The sequence below is a fragment of the Streptomyces sp. NPDC014894 genome, from assembly GCF_043080985.1.
GTDB lineage: Bacteria > Actinomycetota > Actinomycetes > Streptomycetales > Streptomycetaceae > Streptomyces.
The window spans coordinates 59097-76948 of record NZ_JBIBWD010000013.1 but is presented as its reverse complement, the minus strand read 5'-3'; the positions used below and the strand labels follow the sequence as shown (position 1 = coordinate 76948).

8 protein-coding genes are annotated in these 17852 nt (G+C 72.5%); all 8 read right to left on the bottom strand.

Annotation, left to right across the window (positions count from 1 at the left end; translation table 11 throughout):
* Positions 1–10: 10 nt before the first annotated feature.
* Positions 11–1708 (bottom strand): phytoene desaturase family protein, encoded by a 1698-nt coding sequence (locus ACF089_RS27845; RefSeq protein WP_392032081.1) that lies wholly within the window; start codon positions 1706–1708, stop codon positions 11–13.
* The gene (locus ACF089_RS27840; protein ID WP_392032078.1) at positions 1698–11396 is read right to left on the bottom strand and encodes an amino acid adenylation domain-containing protein; all 9699 of its coding nucleotides are present in this window, start codon (positions 11394–11396) and stop codon (positions 1698–1700) included. Before ACF089_RS27840 ends, ACF089_RS27845 begins: the two co-directional genes overlap by 11 nt.
* 126 nt (positions 11397–11522) lie before the next feature.
* Positions 11523–12497, bottom strand: coding sequence for a sterol desaturase family protein (locus ACF089_RS27835; RefSeq protein ID WP_392032075.1), 975 nt, complete (start codon positions 12495–12497; stop codon positions 11523–11525).
* 384 nt (positions 12498–12881) lie between these two features.
* Positions 12882–13658, bottom strand: coding sequence for an ABC transporter ATP-binding protein (locus tag ACF089_RS27830; protein WP_392032072.1), 777 nt, complete (start codon positions 13656–13658; stop codon positions 12882–12884).
* Complete coding sequence (locus ACF089_RS27825; RefSeq protein WP_392032070.1) at positions 13655–14452, bottom strand: ATP-binding cassette domain-containing protein; 798 nt, start codon at positions 14450–14452, stop codon at positions 13655–13657. The genes ACF089_RS27830 and ACF089_RS27825 overlap by 4 nt, the downstream gene beginning before the upstream one ends.
* A complete protein-coding gene (locus tag ACF089_RS27820) occupies positions 14449–15336 on the bottom strand; it encodes an ABC transporter permease (RefSeq protein ID WP_392032067.1) in 888 nt (295 codons plus the stop codon). The genes ACF089_RS27825 and ACF089_RS27820 overlap by 4 nt, the downstream gene beginning before the upstream one ends.
* Positions 15333–16298, bottom strand: a complete 966-nt coding sequence (locus tag ACF089_RS27815; protein ID WP_392032064.1) for an ABC transporter permease — start codon at positions 16296–16298, stop codon at positions 15333–15335. Before ACF089_RS27815 ends, ACF089_RS27820 begins: the two co-directional genes overlap by 4 nt.
* Positions 16298–17815, bottom strand: coding sequence for an ABC transporter substrate-binding protein (locus tag ACF089_RS27810; RefSeq protein WP_392032061.1), 1518 nt, complete (start codon positions 17813–17815; stop codon positions 16298–16300). The genes ACF089_RS27815 and ACF089_RS27810 overlap by 1 nt, the downstream gene beginning before the upstream one ends.
* Positions 17816–17852: the final 37 nt, after the last annotated feature.

Below are 17852 nucleotides of genomic sequence, written 5' to 3'. Positions count from 1 at the left end.
CGGTTCCAGCTCATGCGCCGGCGCCCTCCCGCCGGGGCCGGCGTTCGCGCCCCTCGCGCCGGTCCAGCCTCGGCAGATGTCCGAGCCTCTCGGGGCGCCAGGGCTCGCGGGGGGTGCTGCGGTCCGCCCGGAAGGGGATCCCCCACTCGTCGCAGAGGTACTGGACGGCGAAGCGGCCGGTCGAGGCGGCGCGGATCAGTCCGCCGAGGCCGACCCACTGCCCGGCCATGGAGAAGCCGCTCAGCCCCGGCAGCCGCATCCGGTCCTTGCCGACCAGTCCGGCGGCCACGTCGTCGGCGTCGGAGAACGCCTTCCACGCCAGGATGGAGCCCTGGTGGTTGCCGGTGTAGCGCAGGGTGGTGGCCGGGGTCGCGACGTCGACGAGTTCGATCCGTTCGCCGATGCCGGGCCGTACGCGTTCCAGGAAGCCGCGGACGAAGGCGGCCACCTCGCGCTTCTGCGCCCAGTACGCCCTGCGGTCGGTGCGGCGCAGCTCCCGCCAGTGGGCGAAGTCGCTGAAGTAGGTGCAGTGGATCACCGATTTGCCCGGTGGGGCGAAGCCGTCGGAGTAGTGGGAGCGGGACTGCACCACGAGGCTGTTCTGGAGTGCGCCGGGGAGGTGGGCGGCGTCCTTCGCGGAGAGCAGGTGGGTGGTGCTGTGGGTGGGGTCGCCCGGGTCGCCGTCGACGCCGACGAAGGCCGAGACCACGGCGGGGAAGAGGGCGCCCGGCCGGTTCAGCAGCTCGTCGTAGAGCCGGTCGATCCGGGGGGAGGTGTACCGGCCGCCGAGCAGGGAGCGGATGGCGGTGTGCCCGTCGCAGGCCGCGACGACGTGGTCGGCGTAGAACCGGCGGCCGTTCCCCAGCCGGACGCCGACCGCGCGGTCGTCCTCGATCAGGATCTCCGCCACCCGGGAGCGGTAGGAGACCGAGCCGCCCAGCCCGGTGTACCGCTCCTCGATCGACCGGGCGAGTCCGAGGGATCCGCCCTGGGGGAAGCCCGCGTTGCGGTGGCGGGCGGCGGCCATGTTGAAGAGGTACGGCAGCAGGGGGAAGCCCTCGGGGTCCTGGAAGAAGATGTTGCGGAACGCCCGGCGCAGCAGCGGGTCCTGGAAGCGGTCGGCGAAGACGTGCATGGGGGTGGCGGCGGTGCGCCAGAAGAGCCGGAAGGCGGGGAGGACGGTCCGGAGCAGGGCGGCTCGTTCCCGTACGGTCCGCAGCGGCGGCGCGGTGAGGAACGGGTACAGCTCGATGGCGGCGAATCGGCGCAGGTCGCGGCAGAAGGCGCGGATCAGCCGGGCGTCGGCGGGCGAGAGGTCGAGCAGATGCCGTTCCAGCCGGTCGGGGTCGTTGTAGAAGGTGACCGAGCGGCCGTCCTCGTCGACGACCCGGTTGAACATGTCGAAGTGGGTGACGGCCTTGCCGTCGAGCGCGCCCAGCTCGCTCCAGATCTGGTGGGCCTCGTTGCCGGGCGCGGTGCCGATGAGCCATTCGATGCAGTAGTCGAAGATGTAGCCGTCGCGGGCCCAGGCGGTGCAGCAGCCCCCGGGGAGGACGTGCTTCTCGAAGATCCGGGTCCGCATGCCGTTCATCTGCGCGTAGCACCCGGTGGACATCCCGGCGACGCCCGCGCCGACGACGATCACCCGGGGGGCGCCGGCCTTCCGGCCGGGCGGGCGGCTCGACCAGTCGTCGTCGTCATCGCGCATGGGCTGCCCCGTTCTGCGTCAGGGTGCGGTGGACGAGTTCCGCGTTGCGGGCGAGATGGCCGGCGTCGAGCATGTCGGCGTGGACGCCGGAGCCGCGGAGCACGGTGTGGGCGGTGGTGGAGCTGCCGTGCCAGGCGCCGCGCTCACCGGCGGCGTACAGCGCGGCCTTCTCCTCGTCGGTGACGACGCTGACGGCGGCGGCGACCGTGCCGAGGTTGGGGGTGCGTCCGCAGAAGGCGAGGTAGTCGGCGGCGTGCTCCATGGTCTCCTGGGCGACGATCTCCGATCCCGTGTGTTTGCGCAGGTGTTCGCGGAGTTCGCTTGCGAAGCCGTCGAGGTGCTCGGGGCCCGGGGTGTAGGGCTCCAGGATCCGGTGGGAGTCGAGGATGACGACATGGGCGACCTGTCGGCCGCGCCGCTCCAGCTCCTTGGCGGTCTCGAAGGCGAGATTGCCGCCGAGGGAGTAGCCGAGGAGCAGGCAGCGGCCCTCGGGCTGGAGGGCGTCGACGAGGTCGGCGTACCGGATCACCTTGTCGTCGCCGGGGAGGTAGTTGAAGGCGGTGACCCGGTACTGGGGGAGGTGGCCGGCGAGCCCCCGGTAGACGAGCCCGTGGCCGCCCGCGGGCGGGAAGCAGAAGACCTGCTCCCCGGCGCCGGGGTTGAAGCCGATGTGGTGCCGGTCGTCGTCGGCCGGGCCGGCCGCCGGGGCGGTGCTGATCCGCTCCACGGCGGCGGCCATCCCGTGCAGGGTGGTGACCTGGTAGAGCCCGCTGACGGGGATGGTGACGCCGAATTCGGCCTGGAGGTGGTGGATCAGTTCGATGAGTTTGATCGAGCTGCCGCCGAGTTCGAAGAAGTCGTGGTCCGTGCTGAGCTGTTCCCGTCCCAGCAGGGCGCTCCAGTGCCGGGCCATGCTGATCTCGAACGGGGTGGTGGGGGGCTCGTGGTCCGCCGCGTCCCCGTCGCTCTCCTCGGGGGCCGGGGCGGGCAGGGCGGCGGTGTCGACCTTGCCGTGGGGGGTGAGCGGGAGCGCGGGCAGCTCCACGAAGTACGACGGGATCATGTAGGCGGGCAGACCGGCGGCGAGATGGCGGCGGAGCGCGCGCCGGTCGAGGGCGGCGCCGGGGGCGGGTACGCAGTAGGCGCAGAGGACGGACTCGCCCCGGGCGTCGGCGCGCACCGCGACCACCGCGCGGGCCAGGTCCGGCCACTGGGCGAGCTGGGTCTCGATCTCGTCGATCTCGATGCGGTGGCCGTGCAGTTTGATCTGGGTGTCGGCGCGGCCGAGGAGATGGACCCGGCCGTGGGCGTCCCAGCGGGCGAGGTCGCCGGTGCGGTAGAGGCGTACGGGCGGGGCCGAGGGCCGGCGGCTGAGGGTCCGGACGGTGAAGCGCCGGGCCGTCTGGTCGGGGTCGCCGGCGTATCCGATGGCGACCGCGTCGCCGCCGATCCACAGTTCGCCGGGGACGCCGGGCGGGACGGGTTCGCCGTGCCGGTCGAGGATGTGCAGGGTGCTGTTGGGGAGCGGGCGGCCGATGGGCACCATCCGGCCGGCCTCCAGATCGTCGGCGGGGCCCTCGAAGCAGGCGCTGTCGACGGTGGCCTCGGTGACGCCGTAGGAGTTGATGACGCGGGTGCGAGGGCCGGCGAGGGCGCGCAGTCTGCGGTATTCGCCGACCTTCCACGCGTCGGAGCCGACGATCAGCAGCCGCATGAAATCGAGCCGCAGTCCGCGGCGTTCGCAGTGCTCGGTGAGGGAGCGCACGACCGCCGGGACGAATTCGGCGGAGTCGACCCCTTGCGCGCGCATCGTCCGGTACAGCCGCGCGGTGTCGAAGAGGAGATCGCGGTCGGCGAGCACCAGGGTGCCGCCGGAGCAGAGCGCCCGCACCAGATCGCCGGTGAAGACGTCGAAGGAGGGCGCGGCCATCTGGAGATGGACGCCGGGCTCCTCGTCCAGCCGGTACTCCTCGCGCCACGCGCGGTGGGCGGAGGCGAGATTGCGGTGGCTGACCAGGACGGCCTTGGGACGGCCGGTGGATCCGGAGGTGTGGATGACGTAGGCGGGGGCGTCGGGGTCGACCGCGCCCTCGGGGTCGGCGAGCGGCTCCGGGGTGTGCGGGCCGGTGTGCGGGCCGGTGTGCGGGCCCTCCCCCGCCGATACGCCCAGCTCCGCCAGGGTGAGGGTGTCGGCGTCCAGTCCCGGCATCCCGGCCCGGGCGGCGAGGTCGGCGACGATGACCAGGGCGGCGCCGGCGGTGCGGACCATCCGGGCGATGCGGTCGACGGGCTGGTCGGGCTGGAGCGGCAGATAGGCGCCGCCCGCCTTGAGCACCGCCAGCACCGCGACGATCAGCTCGGGGGACTTCTCCAGGCAGAGGGCGACCACCGCGCCGGACCGGACGCCCCGGTCGCGCAGCCGGTGGGCGAGGAGGGCGGCCCGGTGGTCGAGTTCGGCGTAGGTCAGCAGACGGGCCGGGCCCTGGGGCGAGGGGGGCACGGAGACGGCGATCGCGCCGGGGCGTTCGGCGGCGGCCTCGGCGATGAGCCGGTGCACGGGGACCGCGTCCCGGCCCTTGTCCCGGCCCGTGTCCCGATCGGCGGGACGGTCGGCGTCGCTCGCGGGACGGTGGTCGTCGCCGGTGCCGCTCGCGAGGCGGTCGGCGATCTCGGCGGCGTCGCTCCCCGGACGGTCGGCGGACTCGGCGGTGTCGCGATGGGGTACGGGCGGGGCGGCCGGGTCCGTGCCCGGCTCCGGTGCGCCGGGCGGCGGCGCGAGGCGGGCGGCGCCGCTCCACTCGACGGTCAGCCGCTCCCGCTCCCGGGCGTCGAGCATCTCCAGCCGGGTGGTGGGCCGGTCGGCGGGGGCCCGGGTCAGATCGTCCAGCAGATGGATGTAGTGGGAGGCCAGCCGTCGCATCGTCGCCGGCAGGAAGAGGTCGGTGTTGTACTTGAACACACAGTGGAAGCGGTGGTCGGCCTCGTCCTCGTAGACGGAGAGAGTGAGGTCGAACTGCCCCTCTTCCTCGGGGAGTTCGATGTACTCCAGCCGGTAGCCGTACTTCTCGGTGGCCACCTTGTGGGTGAGCAGGATGAACATCGCCTGGAAGACCGCGGAGCGGCTGGGGTCGTGCTGGAGGCCGAGCTGTTCCACCAGCAGGACGAAGGGGTACTCCTGGTTGTCCAGGCCGCCCAGCACCGTGCGGCGGACCTGTTCGAGCAGATCGGCGACGGTCGGCGCGCCGGAGAGATCGGCGTGCAGCGGCAGCGGGTTGACGAAGTAGCCGTAGACCGAGCCGAACTCCTGGCGGGTGCGGCCGGTCACCGGGCTGCCGACGACGATGTCGTCCTGCCCCGAATAGCGGTGCAGCAGGATGTAGTAGGCGCTCAGCAGGACGACGAACGGGGTGACCTCGTGCGCGCGGGCCAGCTCGTGGACGCGCGCGCTGAGCGCGGCGTCGAGGACGAAGAACTCGGAGGCCCCGTTGTGGGTCTGCACCGCCGGGCGGGGCTTGTCGACCGGCAGATCGAGCAGCGGCACCCGGTCGGGCAGATGGGAGCGCCAGTAGTCGAGCATCCGGCCGGCGCCGGGGCTCGCCAGGAACCGGTTCTGGTCGTTGAGGAAGTCGAGATAGCGGGCGGTCACCGGCGGCAGCTCCGGCTCCGCGCCCCGGCGCAGCCCCTCGTACACCGCGAGCAGTTCCTCGATGAAGGTGAAGGTCGAGATGGCGTCGGAGACGATGTGGTGGACCGCCTTCATCATCACCCAGCGGTCGGGGGCGCGCTTGAAGAGCCGGAAGCGGAAGAGCGGGTCGTGGGCCAGGTCGTACGGCTTGCGGTACTCGGCCACGATCGTGCGGTGGATCTCCTCCCACTCCTGGTCCTGGACGTCGAAGAGCTTGAGGTCCGGAACGACCTCCGGGGAGACCCGCTGGACGGCCCGGCCGTCGGCCAGGAGGAAGTTGGTGCGCAGCGCGGGGTGGCGGGCGACGGTGCGGCGGACGGCCTCGAACATGAGGTCGGGGTCGATCTCGACGGCGACCTCGACCGCGCCGCCGATGTTGTAGGCGTAGCCGTCGGGGTTGAGCTGCTTGAGGAACCAGAGCGCCTTCTGGTTCTGGGTCAGCGGGTACTCGTGTTCGTCCTCGAACACGTCCGGCGCGGCGGCGTCGGCGCTGTCGTCGCCGGCGGCGGCCAGCGCGGTGAGGCCGTCGTGGAGCTGGTCGGTCAGCTCGCCGACCGGGGTGCCGCTGAGCAGGGCGACGACGGGGAGCGCGATGCCGAACTCGGCCTGGACGCGGGCGCGCAGCTCCATCGCGAGGAGGGAGTCGAGGCCCAGTACGCCGAGTCCGGCGGCGGGCTCGACCCGGTCCGCCGGGGTGCGGAGCACGGAGGCGATGAGCGCGGTGAACCGCTCGGCGGCCAGGGCTCGGCGCTCCTCGTCGCCGGCGGCGGCGCGGAAGGCGTCGATGAGTCCGTCGCCGCCGGTGCTCCGCCGCCGGGGGGCGGTCGCGGCGAGTTCGGCGACGAGCGGCGGCGGTGACGCGTACCAGGCGAGGAAGACCTGCCAGTCGACGACGGTGGCGATGAGCAGCTGGGCCCGGTCCTGGCCGATGACGCGTTCCAGCACGGCCATGCCGACGTCGGGGGCGAGGGAGCTCATGCCCCGGTTGACGAGGTAGTGGTCGACCAGGCCGAGTTCCTCGATCATGCCGGTGGCCCAGGGGCCCCAGTCGAGGCTGAGCGCGGGCAGGCCCCGGGCGCGGCGGTGGTGGGCGAGGGCGTCGAGGAAGGCGTTTCCGGCGGCGTAGTTGGTCTGGCCCGCCGTGGTGAGCAGGGAGGCGATGGAGGAGAAGAGGACGAAGTGCTCCAGGGGTTCGTCCCGCAGATGGCGGTGGAGCAGCAGGGAGCCGATGACCTTGGGGTCGTGGACGGCGTCGAAGGTCCGCCGGTCCATTCCGGGCACCAGGGCGTCGCGGACCTGGCCCGCCAGATGGAAGACGCCCCTGATCGGCGGCGGGTCGCCGCGCCGGTGGCCGTCGAGCCAGTCGGTGAGGGCGCGCTCGTCGGTGAGGTCGACGGGGGCGGGGATCGCCTGCGCGCCGAGGCTCTCCAGCTCCTTGAGGAAGGCGACGGCCCGGCCCTCGGGGGTGTCGGGGTCGGTGTCGCGCCACTGGTCGCGGTCGGGCAGCCGGGTGCGGCCCATGAGGATCAGCCTGCGGGCGCCGCGCCGGACGAGGGTGCGGCAGAGCAGCCGGCCGAGCGCTCCGTAGGCTCCGGTGACGAGATAGCTGCCGTCGGCGCGCAGCCGCAGCGGGAGCGGCCGGGTCAGCTCCTCGGCGCGCCGGATCCGGCTGGTGAGGCGGCGGCCGCCGCGCAGCGCGATCTCCTCCTCGTCGTCGGTGAGGATCTCCCGCAGCAGCTCCTCGGCGCGGCGGAGGGCGGCCGGGGGCAGGTCTCCGGTGTCGTCGGCGCCCTCTGCGTCCCCGGTGTTCTCCCCGGGCCCTTCGGCGGGGTCCAGGTCGATCAGCTTGCCGCGGTGGGCCATCAGCTCCTGGTGGCGCAGCACCCGGCCGACGCCCCAGGCGGGCGCGGCGAGCGGCTCGACGTCCTCGCCCGGGACCACGGGCTGCGCGCCCCGGGTGACGATGTGGAGTGCGCCGCCGACGCCGGAGGAGAGCAGGGCGCGGGCGAGCGCGATCAGGGAGTAGGAGCCGAGGCCGCTGTGGCCGCCGACGTCGGCCGCCGGGGTGTCCGCGATACGGGGCAGATCGAGGTTCCACAGATGGACCAGCGCGCCGAAGGAGGACGCGCCGTCCATGTCCAGATCGGCGAAGACGCGCTCCAGCTGTTCGGCGGAGCCGGGTACGACGGTGAACTCGCGGCCCGAGGGGGGTGCGGCGGGGTCGGCGTCGTCGCCCCTCGTGCGGTACGCGTCCCCCGGGCGGACCAGGTGGCAGCGGCCGCCGCGGGCGGTCACCAGGTCGGCGAGGGCGTCGCCGACGCCCTGGGAGTCGGCGAGGATCAGCCAGTCGCCGGGTCCGGTCTCCGCGGGGACCGCCTCGGGCAGCGGGCGTTCGGTCCAGACCGTCTCGGTGAGCCAGGAGTCGATGGTGGTGCGGGCGACGGCGGTGGCGGCCTTCTCGACGTCGGCGGCGCGGAAGGCGCGTACGTGCCCGAGCGCGGCGCCGTGCTGGTCGTACACGGCGATGTCGCCGACGAGTTCGTCGTCGTCGGTGCGGGTGACCGTGGCGTGGGCCCACAGCGGCTGGTCGCCCGCCGGGTCCACGCGGACCTCGCCGATGGAGAGCGGCAGCCGGATCCCGGTGCCTCCGGCGGCGTCCGGGCTCCCGTTCAGGAGCTGTGGGGTGAGCAGCGACTGGAAGCAGGCGTCGAGGAGGACGGGGTGGAGGTGGTGGCGGGCGGCGGAGTCGCCGACGGCGGCGGGGGGACGGAGCCGGGCCAGGGCCTCGCCGGGGCCGATCCACACCTCGTCGAGGGCCTGGAACGCGGGTCCGTAGTGGTAGCCGAGGGCGGCCAGCTCGGTGTAGCAGTCGGGGCCGTCGAGCCGGCGGAGGCTGCGGGCGCGGATCGGTCCGGGGTCGAGCGCGGGCCCGGGTGAGCGGCGCTGGCCGGCGCGGACGACGCCGCGGGCGTGCACGGTCCGTTCGGCGTCCGGCTCCGGGCCGGGCGCGGAGGCGACGGTGAAGGCGGCGCTGTCGGCGGAGAGGGAGAGCGTCACGGCCCGGCTCTCCCCCTCGGGCAGGAAGAGCGCCTTGCGGAGTTCGATGTCGGTGAGGACGGCGGTGTCGCCGCCGCTGAGGGCCCGGACCGCCTGGGCGGCCATCTCCAGATAGCCCGCCGCCGGGAAGACCACGGCGTCCTGGATGCGGTGGTCGGCGAGGTAGGGGTGGGCCTCGGTGTCGAGTTCGCTGCGCCAGGTGGGTTCGGGGTGTTCGGTGCGGCGGCCGAGGAGGGGGTGGTCGAGCCGGCCGAGGCGGACCTGGGCGACCGGTCCGGGTTCGGTCCAGTGGCGGTCGCGCCGCCAGGGGTAGCGCGGCAGGGGCGCCGGCCGGCCCGCCGGGTGCAGGACGTTCCAGTCGACGTCGGCGCCGAGGGTGTGCAGGGCGGCCAGCGAGGCGGCGAAGCGGGCGCTCTCGTCCTCCTGGCGGCGGATCGAGGGCAGCGCCCGGCCCGGCAGCTCCCGCGCGTCGAGGGTCTCGCGGATCGAGTGGGCGAGGACGGGGTGGGGGCCGATCTCCAGGAAGAGCCGGTGGCCGTCGTCGGCGAGCCGGTCGACCGCCGCGCGGAAGCGGACCCGGTCGCGGACGTTCTGCCACCAGTACGCGGCGTCCAGTTCGGGGCCTTCGGCGATCCCGTCCCGGGCGGTGGTGTAGAGCGGCACGCGCGCGGGCCGCGGCTCCAGTCCGGCGAGCGAGGCGAGCAGCTCCTCCTTGACGGGTTCCATGGCGGCGCTGTGGTAGGGCACCTTGACGGTCAGGAATCTGGCGAAGACGTCCTCGGCCCGCAGTTCGTCCGCGAGCCGGGTCAGGGCGTTCTCGTCGCCCGCGAGGGTGATGCCGGTGGGGCTGTTGACGGCCGCCACGGAGACGGTGTGTCCGTAGGGGCGTACGCGCTCCTCGGCCTCGTCCTCGGTGAGGCTGACGGCGAGCATGGTGCCGGTGCCGGAGAGCTTCTGCTGGAGTCTGCTGCGGTGGACGGCGATGAGGACCGCCTCCCTGAGGGAGTAGACCCCGGCCTCGTGGAAGGCGGCGATCTCGCCGGTGCTGTGGCCGACCACGGCGTCGGGGCGGACTCCGTAGTGCCGCCAGAGGGCGGCGAGACCGGTCTGCACGGCGAAGTTGGCGGGCTGGGCGAGCCAGGTCTCGCCCATGCGGGAGGCGTTCTCGTCGGCGAACATCTCGTCGACGAGGGACCAGCCGGCGACGGCGCGGATCTCCTCGTCGCAGCGGGCGATCGCATCGCGGAAGACGGGCTCGTCCTCGTAGAGCCCGCGGCCCATGCCCCACCACTGCGGGCCCATGCCGGTGAAGACCCAGACCGAGCGGCGGTCCTCGGGGTCGAGGCGGCGGCCCTGGACGACTCCCGGGTGGGGTTCGCCGCGCAGATGGGCGGCGAGCGCCCCGTCGAGCGAGGCGGTCGAGGAGTGGACGACGGCGAGCCGGGACTCCAGGTGCTGGCGGCGGTGGGCCAGGGTGTGGCCGAGGTCGGCGAGGGCGGCGGGCTCGCCGTGCTCCCCGGCCAGTTCGCGGCGGATGCCGTCGGCGACGTCGTCGAGGGCCTCGGGGGTGCGCGCGGTGAGCGGGAGGATCGTCCAGCGGCGCTCGACGGGGGCGGGCGTCTCGCGCGGGGGCGCCTCCTCCAGGACGACATGGGCGTTGGTGCCGCCGAAGCCGAAGGAGTTCACCCCGGCGCGGGCGGGGCCCCGGTGCTCGGGCCACTCGGTGAGCCGGGTGGGGATCTCGTACGGCAGCGCGTCCGCGTCGATGGCGGGGTTGAGCCGCTCCAGGTTGATGTGGGGCGGGATCCGCCGGTGTTCGAGACAGAGCGCGGTCTTGATGAGTCCGGCGATGCCCGCGGCGGACTCGGTGTGCCCGATGTTGGTCTTGACGGAGCCGACGTAGCAGCGCGCGCCGGGCTCGCGCCCCTCGGCCAGCGCCCGGCCCAGCGCGTTGGCCTCGATCGGGTCGCCGACCGGGGTGGAGGTGCCGTGCGCCTCCATGTACTGGAGGTCGCCGGGGGTGATCCCCGCCTCGGCGCAGACCCGGCGGATCAGGGAGATCTGGGCGTCCGGGCTGGGCACGGTGATGCCGTTGGTGCGGCCGTCCTGATTGACCCCGCTGCCGAGGATGACGGCGTGGATCGGATCGCCGTCCCGCAGCGCGTCCGGCAGCCGTTTCAGGGCGACGACGCCGACGCCCTCGGCGCGTACATAGCCGTTGGCCGAGGCGTCGAAGGTGCGCGAGCGGCCGTCGGGCGAGAGGAAGCCGCCCTTGGTCTCGGCGATGGTGTACTGCGGGGCCATGTGCAGCAGGGTGCCGCCGGCCAGGGCGAGGGAGGTCTCCCCCTTGTTGAGGCTCTCGCAGGCCAGATGCACGGCGACCAGGGAGGAGCTGCACGCGGTGTCGATGGAGAGGCTGGGGCCGCGGAAGTCGAAGCAGTACGAGACGCGGTTCGACACCATCGTCATCATGGTGCCGGTGGCGGTGTGCGCGGCCAGTGAGCCGAAGCCGAGGTCGGAGAACTGGAGGATCTTGTAGTCCAGGGTGAACGCTCCCACGAAGACGCCGACGTCGGTGCCGGCGAGGTCGGCGGGGCGCTGCCCGCCGTCCTCCAGCGCCTCCCAGGCCACCTCCAGGAGCTTGCGCTGCTGGGGGTCCATGTGATCGGCCTCGCGCGGGCTGATGCCGAAGAAGGCGGGGTCGAACTCGTCGAAGCCGTCGATGTATCCGCCCCGGCCGCCGAGCAGCCGGCCGGGCTTGTCCTGGTGGCGGCTAGCGAGCGTGGCGACGTCGTAGCGGTCGGCGGGCGTCGGCGTGATGCAGTCCTTGCCGTCGACGAGATTTCGCCAGTACGCCCGGTGGTCCGACGCGCCGCCTGGCAGGCGGCAGCCCATGCCGATGATCGCCACTCGGCCTCGCGCGGGGTCGCGGGTCGCGTCAGCCATGGTCGAACTCCTCACGTCGTGGCGCGCTGCGGCAGACAGGGGTGGGGCGGTGCGGATGTGCGGGCGCACCGGCCCCGGGCTTCCGGGGGAGAGAGCCCGGTCGGCGGGCTCTGTCGGAAGTACCGGTCAGCGGCCTTCTGGGGACAGCCGGTCCGCCGGACCGGCCGGTTCGCCGCCCGTCTTCGGCGGGCGGCGGCAGGGGTGGAGCAGACTGGCGAGAATCTCACCGGTGCCGGGAAAGGACGCCGGGTCGGAGAGTCCGACCGCGACGGGCTTCCGTCCGGGCCGCCAGGTGTAGCTGCCGAAGAGGTGGTCCCAGACCGAGAGGTCGGAGCCGTAGTGCCCCGCTTCGGACAGGGCGGTGCTGTGGTGCAGACGGTGCTGTTCGGGGCTGGCGAGCAGATGGTTCAGCCGGCCGATGCGCACATCGACGTCGGCGTGGACGAAGTAGCCCTGAGCGGTCACGAAGAGACCCACGACGAGCACCGACTCCCGGGAGAACCCGGCCATGGCGAGGGCGAGTTGGACGATTCCCTGGGCCAGGACGATGTCGAGGACGTGATTGACGCCGTTGTTGGCGACATTCACCTTCCGCGGTACGTGGTGCACTCCGTGCAGCCGCCACAGCAGTGGATTGGTGTGCCCCAGCCGGTGCACGAGATAACTGGCGAGCGAGCCGAGGAGCAGCGCGCCGGGGATCTCCGCCCACAGCCCGAGCGACGGGGCGGCGGGCGAGAGCGCCGAGACGGCGAGGGTGACCAGTGCCTGAGCGAGGGCGCTGGCGGCCATGGTGAGCAGGAAGTAGACGCCGTACCAGCGCCATTCCCGGCGGCTGGGGAGCCATTCCCTTTCATAGGGAATGACTTGTTCGAGAATGGTCAGATAGAGCAGGACGCCCATGAGGAAGAGCGGGCTGACCAGGGCTGGTTCCCATTCGAGGACCAGCGCCGAGGCGCCCACCAGAACCGTCGCGGTCAGCAGACAGGGATAGACCGCCGCCCGGAGCACGGCCCCGGGGGAGAGGACGGACGCCTTCTCCCCCGGGGCCGCGGCGCGGGCGGGGTTGATCTCATCGTCCGACGACGCTCCGTACTCTTCCATCCATGGCTCCTCTGCAAGAGGCACGGCACAGCGAAACGAGCGAGGGCACAGAGCGAGGAACTTCGATCGCGGGGATTCAATTTCCGGCCTTCAGCGCGTTTCGGCGGCCGGAAAGAACGAAACCTGTGCGGAATCCCAGGAGTTGTCCGAAGGCGCGCGGAAATCGTCGCGCACGCTCCGGGATTCAAACACTTGAGATCTCGACAGGATAACCCTGCACGCTACCGCTCTATCCGATGGACAGTAAAGCAGGATTACCGTCCACCATGGAATACGCCGGAGGCCACATTTAATCAATGTGGGTGACATAGTGATATGAGTACTTCAATTCCGCCCGAGCCGGTGACCGGCCCCGGAGCGGCGGGGCCGGTCGGCGGCGAGCGGTCAGCCGCGCGGTCCGGGCAGCCGGGGCACGCTCGCGACGAGCCGGGCCGTGTACGGGTGCGCGGGGGCGCCCAGGACCTGCCCGGTGTCGCCCTCCTCGACGATCCGGCCGTGCTCCAGGACGGCGGTCCGCTCGCACAGGGAGGCAACCACGGACAGATCGTGGGAGACCATGACCAGCGTCAGCCCGTGCTCCCGCTTCAGCTCGTTCAGCAGATCCACCACGGTGACCCGGGTCGTCACATCGAGCGCGCTGACGGGCTCGTCGGCGAGCAGCACCCGGGGGTCGCACACGGTCGCCCGGGCGATGGCGACGCGCTGGCGCTGGCCGCCCGAGAACTCGTGCGGATAGCGCTCGGCGGCGTCGGCCGGGAGCCCGACCCGCTCCAGCGCGGCGGCCACCCTGGGCGGGGCGGTGTGCCGGGTCGCGAGGCCGAGGGAGCGCAGCGGTTCGGCGACGATGCTCCCCACCCGTCTGCGCGGGTCGAGGGAGGAGTAGGGATCCTGGAAGACGCACTGCGCCGAGCGCCGGAACCGCCGCATCAGCTGCCGGTCGCCGAGGCGCAGCGCCTCCCCGTCGAAGCGCACGGCCCCCTCGGTGGGCCGGGCGAGCCCCAGCAGCAGCCGCAGCAGGGTGGTCTTGCCCGCGCCGGACTCGCCGACCAGGGCGAGGCTCCGGCCGGCCGCCACACTGAGGGAGACGTCCGCCACGGCGGGGGCGCCGCTGCCCCGGTGGGCGAAGGAGACCTCGTCGAGTTCGAGTACGGGCGCGGTCATCGTCCGCTCCTCGGGTCGAGCGCCGACTCCAGCTGCCGCGCGCCGGCCACCAGGGCGCGGGTGTACGGCTCGCGGGGGGCGGTGACGATGTCGCGTACCTCGCCCTCCTCGACGGCCCGGCCGTCTTTGAGGACGAGGGCGCGGTCGGCGATCCGGGCGACGACCGCGAGGTCGTGGCTGACGAACAGGACGGCCATCTCCCGCTCCTTCACCAGTGTGTCGAGCAGATCGAGCAGTTCGGCCTGGACGGTGACGTCCAGGGCGGTGGTCGGCTCGTCCGCGATGAGCAGTTTCGGGTCGCAGGCCAGCGCCATGGCGAGGGCGACGCGCTGGCGCTGCCCGCCGGACATCTCGTGTGGGAAGGAGCGGGCGATGCGCTCGGGCTCGGGCAGCAGCACCTGTTCCAGGGCGGCGAGGACCGCGCGTCTCAGCTCCGCGCCGCGGAGGCCGCGCCGCCGGCGCAGCGGTTCGGCGATCTGCCGGCCGGCCCGCATGAGCGGGTCGAGCGCGGTCAGCGGCTCCTGGAAGACGATCGCGGCGTCCCTGCCGCGCACGGCGGTGAGGGCGCGTTCGCCCGCGCCGACCACCTGGGTCCCGGCCAGCTCGACGCTGCCGGTCACGGCCATGCCCTCGGGCAGCAGACCGAGGATCGCGAGCGAGGTCAGGGACTTCCCGGAGCCCGATTCGCCGATGAGGCCGAGCCGTTCGCCGGGCGCGAGCCGGAGCGAGACCGTGTCCACCAGGGTCCGGGCGCCGGCGCGCACGGTGAGATCGCGTATGTCGAGGACGGTCATGCGCGCCTCCGTCGGGCCGCCGGGTCGAGGGTGTCGCGCAGTCCGTCCGCGATCAGATTCACCCCGATGACGAGCGCGACCAGCAGGATGCCGGGGGCCAGCGCGCCCGCCGGGGCCGTGGTGAAGGTGGCCTGTGCCTCGTGGAGCATCCGGCCCCAGGAGGCGTTGGGCGGCGGCGCGCCCAGGCCGAGATAGGACAGACCGGCCTCGGCGAGGACCGCGAGCCCGAACTGGAGGGCGAGGTTCACCACGAGGGTGGGCCAGATGTTGGGCAGGATGTGCCCGGCCACGATTCGGGGCCAGGAGGTGCCGGAGGTGCGGGACGCGGTGATGTACTCCTGTGCGAGGACGCGTTTGACCAGGACGCGTACGAGCCGTCCCACCACCGCGCTCTGTGCCAGGCCGATGGCGAGCACCGCCGATTCCAGGGTGGCCGAGCGCGCGGCGACGATGAGCATCGCGAGCAGCAGGGTCGGGAAGGCGATGAGGATGTCGAGCAGTACGGAGAGGGTGTCGTCGAGCCAGCCCTGGGCGAAGGCGGCCAGCACGCCGAGGGTGACGCCGACGGTGGCCGCGATGAGGACGGAGCCCAGACCTGCCTGGACGGCGATCCGGGAGCCGGTCATCAGCTGGGTGAACAGATCGCGGCCGAGCCGGTCGGTGCCGAGGAGATGGTCGGCGCCGGGGGCGGTCAGCCGTCCGCCGGAGGTGTCGTCGGAGGGGTACGGGAGCCAGAACAGCGAGACGAGGGCGAGCAGGCCGATCAGTCCGGCGACCGTGCAGCCGGTGGTCAGGGTGGCCGAGCGGGTGAGGCGCCGGGCGCGGGGGCGGGCGGTGGCCTCGGCGGGCCGGGCGCCGGACGGCTGTGCGGGGGATCGTTTCATCGGACGCCTCCGGAGAGTCCGCCGCGCAGCCGCGGGTCGACGATCCGCTGCACCAGGTCGACGGCGAATCCGATGATCAGCACCGCGAAGGTGGAGACGAACAGCACGCCCTGGATCACCGGGTAGTCGTGCTGCTCGATCCCGGTGACGAGCAGGGAGCCGAGCCCCGGCAGCGCGAACACGGACTCCACCACGACCGCGCCGAGCAGCGTGGACGCCAGCTCGATGCCGAGGATGGAGATCACCGGCACGGAGGCGTTGCGCAGCCCGTGCCGCCACATCGCCCGCCCGAAGGAGGAGCCGAGCGCCCGGGCGGTGCGCAGATAGTCGCTGTCGAGGACGTCGAGGGCGGCCGACCGGACGTAGCGGATCAGGGAGGCGCTCATCACCAGGGCGATGGTGAGGACGGGCAGGACGAGCGCGCGGATCGCCTCCGCGGGCCGGTCCCAGCCGTCCGGCGGGAAGCCTCCCGCGGGCAGCCAGCGGGCGTTCAGCGCGAAGACGGCGATGAGGATCATGCCGAGCCAGAACACCGGGATGGCGATGCCGAGCTGGGAGACTCCGCCGAGGAGCGCTCCGTACCAGGTGCGGCGGCGGTACGCGGCGACGAAGCCGGCCGGCACCGCGATGAGGACGGCGAGGACGAACGCGGCGAGGGTGAGCGGGACGGTCACCTCCAGCCGGGCGGCGACCTCGGGTCCGACGGGCAGCGAGCTGACGAACGAGGTGCCCAGGTCGCCCCGGAGCAGCTGTCCGATCCAGTGGACGAACTGCTCCGGGAGCGGCTGGTCGGAGCCGATGGAGCGGCGGGCCTCGGCTATCTGCTCGTCGGTCGCGCCCACGGCGGTGAGCGCGTTGGCGGGGTCTCCGGGCAGCATCCTGAGCAGCACGAAGAGCACCACGCTCGCGAGGGCGAGCGACACCAGCAGAAAGGCGAAGCGGCGCAGGAGGTAGCGCGTCATCAGCCCTTCTTGATGTCGTAGGCGTGGAACTGGGAGTTCAGGCCGTTGAGCGGGTAGCCGGAGAGTTCGCTGGAGGCGACCACGATCTGCGGGTACAGATACAGCCACTCGCTCGCCGCGTCCTCGGCGGTCTTGCGGTTGACCTTCTTCAGCAGCTCGGTCTGCTCCTCGGTGGTGGAAGCCTGCTCGGCCTGCTCGACCCACCGGGTGACCTGCTTGTCGTCGTAGCCCCAGTAGAAGTCGGGGTCGCCGTACCAGACGAGGTCGCGGTCGTTGACGTGCTCCTGGAGCGTGGCGTCGAAGGAGCGGTTCTTGTAGACCTTGGTGTACCACTCGTCCGACGTGATGGTGTTGATCTTGACGTCGATGCCGACCTTGGCGAGCTGGGACTTGATGAAGGTCGCCGCGGTGGGGTGCGGGTCGTAGTTCGGGGTGTCGAGGGTGAAGCTGAAGCCGTCCTGGTAACCGGCCTCGGCCAGCAGCTTCTTCGCGCGCTCGGTGTCGTACGCGTCGATCGCGGTGAGGTCCTCGTACCACGGGTCGGTGGGCGGGACCATGGAGCCGATGAGCTTGCCGTGGCCGCCCCAGACGGACTCCAGCAGCTTCTTGTCGTCGATCGCGGCGGAGACGGCCCGGCGGACGAGGACGTCGTCGAAGGGCTTGACCCGGTCGTTGAAGGCGAGCAGCAGCTTGGTGGTCGAGTCGCCGTCGTTGACCTTGTAGGCGGGGTTGTCCCGGAACTGGTCGAGGGCGTCGGGCGACTGTCCGCTGGTGACGACGTCGACGGCGTTGGTCAGCAGGGCGTTGTTGAGCGCCGTGGCGTCCTTGAAGTAGCGGAAGACAACCTGCTTGTTGGCGGCCGCCTCGCCCCAGTAGCCGGGGAACCGGTCGAGGCTGAGGGCGGAGCCGCGGGTCCACTTGCCGAGCGTGTACGGGCCGGTCCCGTCCTCGCTGGTCTTGAGGTCGCGGGCCTCGGAGTTGACGATCCAGACGTACGAGAGCTGGTAGACGAAGGAGATCGACTTCTTCGACAGCCGGACCTTCACGGTCCGCGCGTCGGGGGTCTCGACGGCGTCGATGACCTCCAGATTGCTCTTGCGCGCGGACTGGGACTCCTTCGCGATCACCTTCTCCAGGCTGTACTTGACGTCCTGGCTGGTCAGCTTCTTGCCGCTGTGGAAGGTGACCTTGTCGCGGAGGGTGAAGGTGTAGGTGAGGCCGTCGCCGCTGACCTTGTGGTCCTGGGCGAGCAGCTTCTCGACCTCGCCGTCGTCGGTGAGTCTGAACAGCCCTTCGTACACATTGCCGTTGAGGGCCTCGGTGACGCCCTGGCCGCCGCCCGCGGTGTTGTCGAGGTTCTGCGGCTCGTAGAGCGAGCCGATGCCGACGGTGGCGTCGGGGTCGTGCCCCCCGCCGGAGGCGCTGCCGCTGGTCGTGCCGCCGCCGCAGGCGGAGAGGGTGAGCGCGAGGGCGACGGCGACGGACGAGGCGTACAGGGACGACTTCTTGATGCTCATGAGCGGTACACGTACTTTCGTGCTGCGGGGAGGGGCA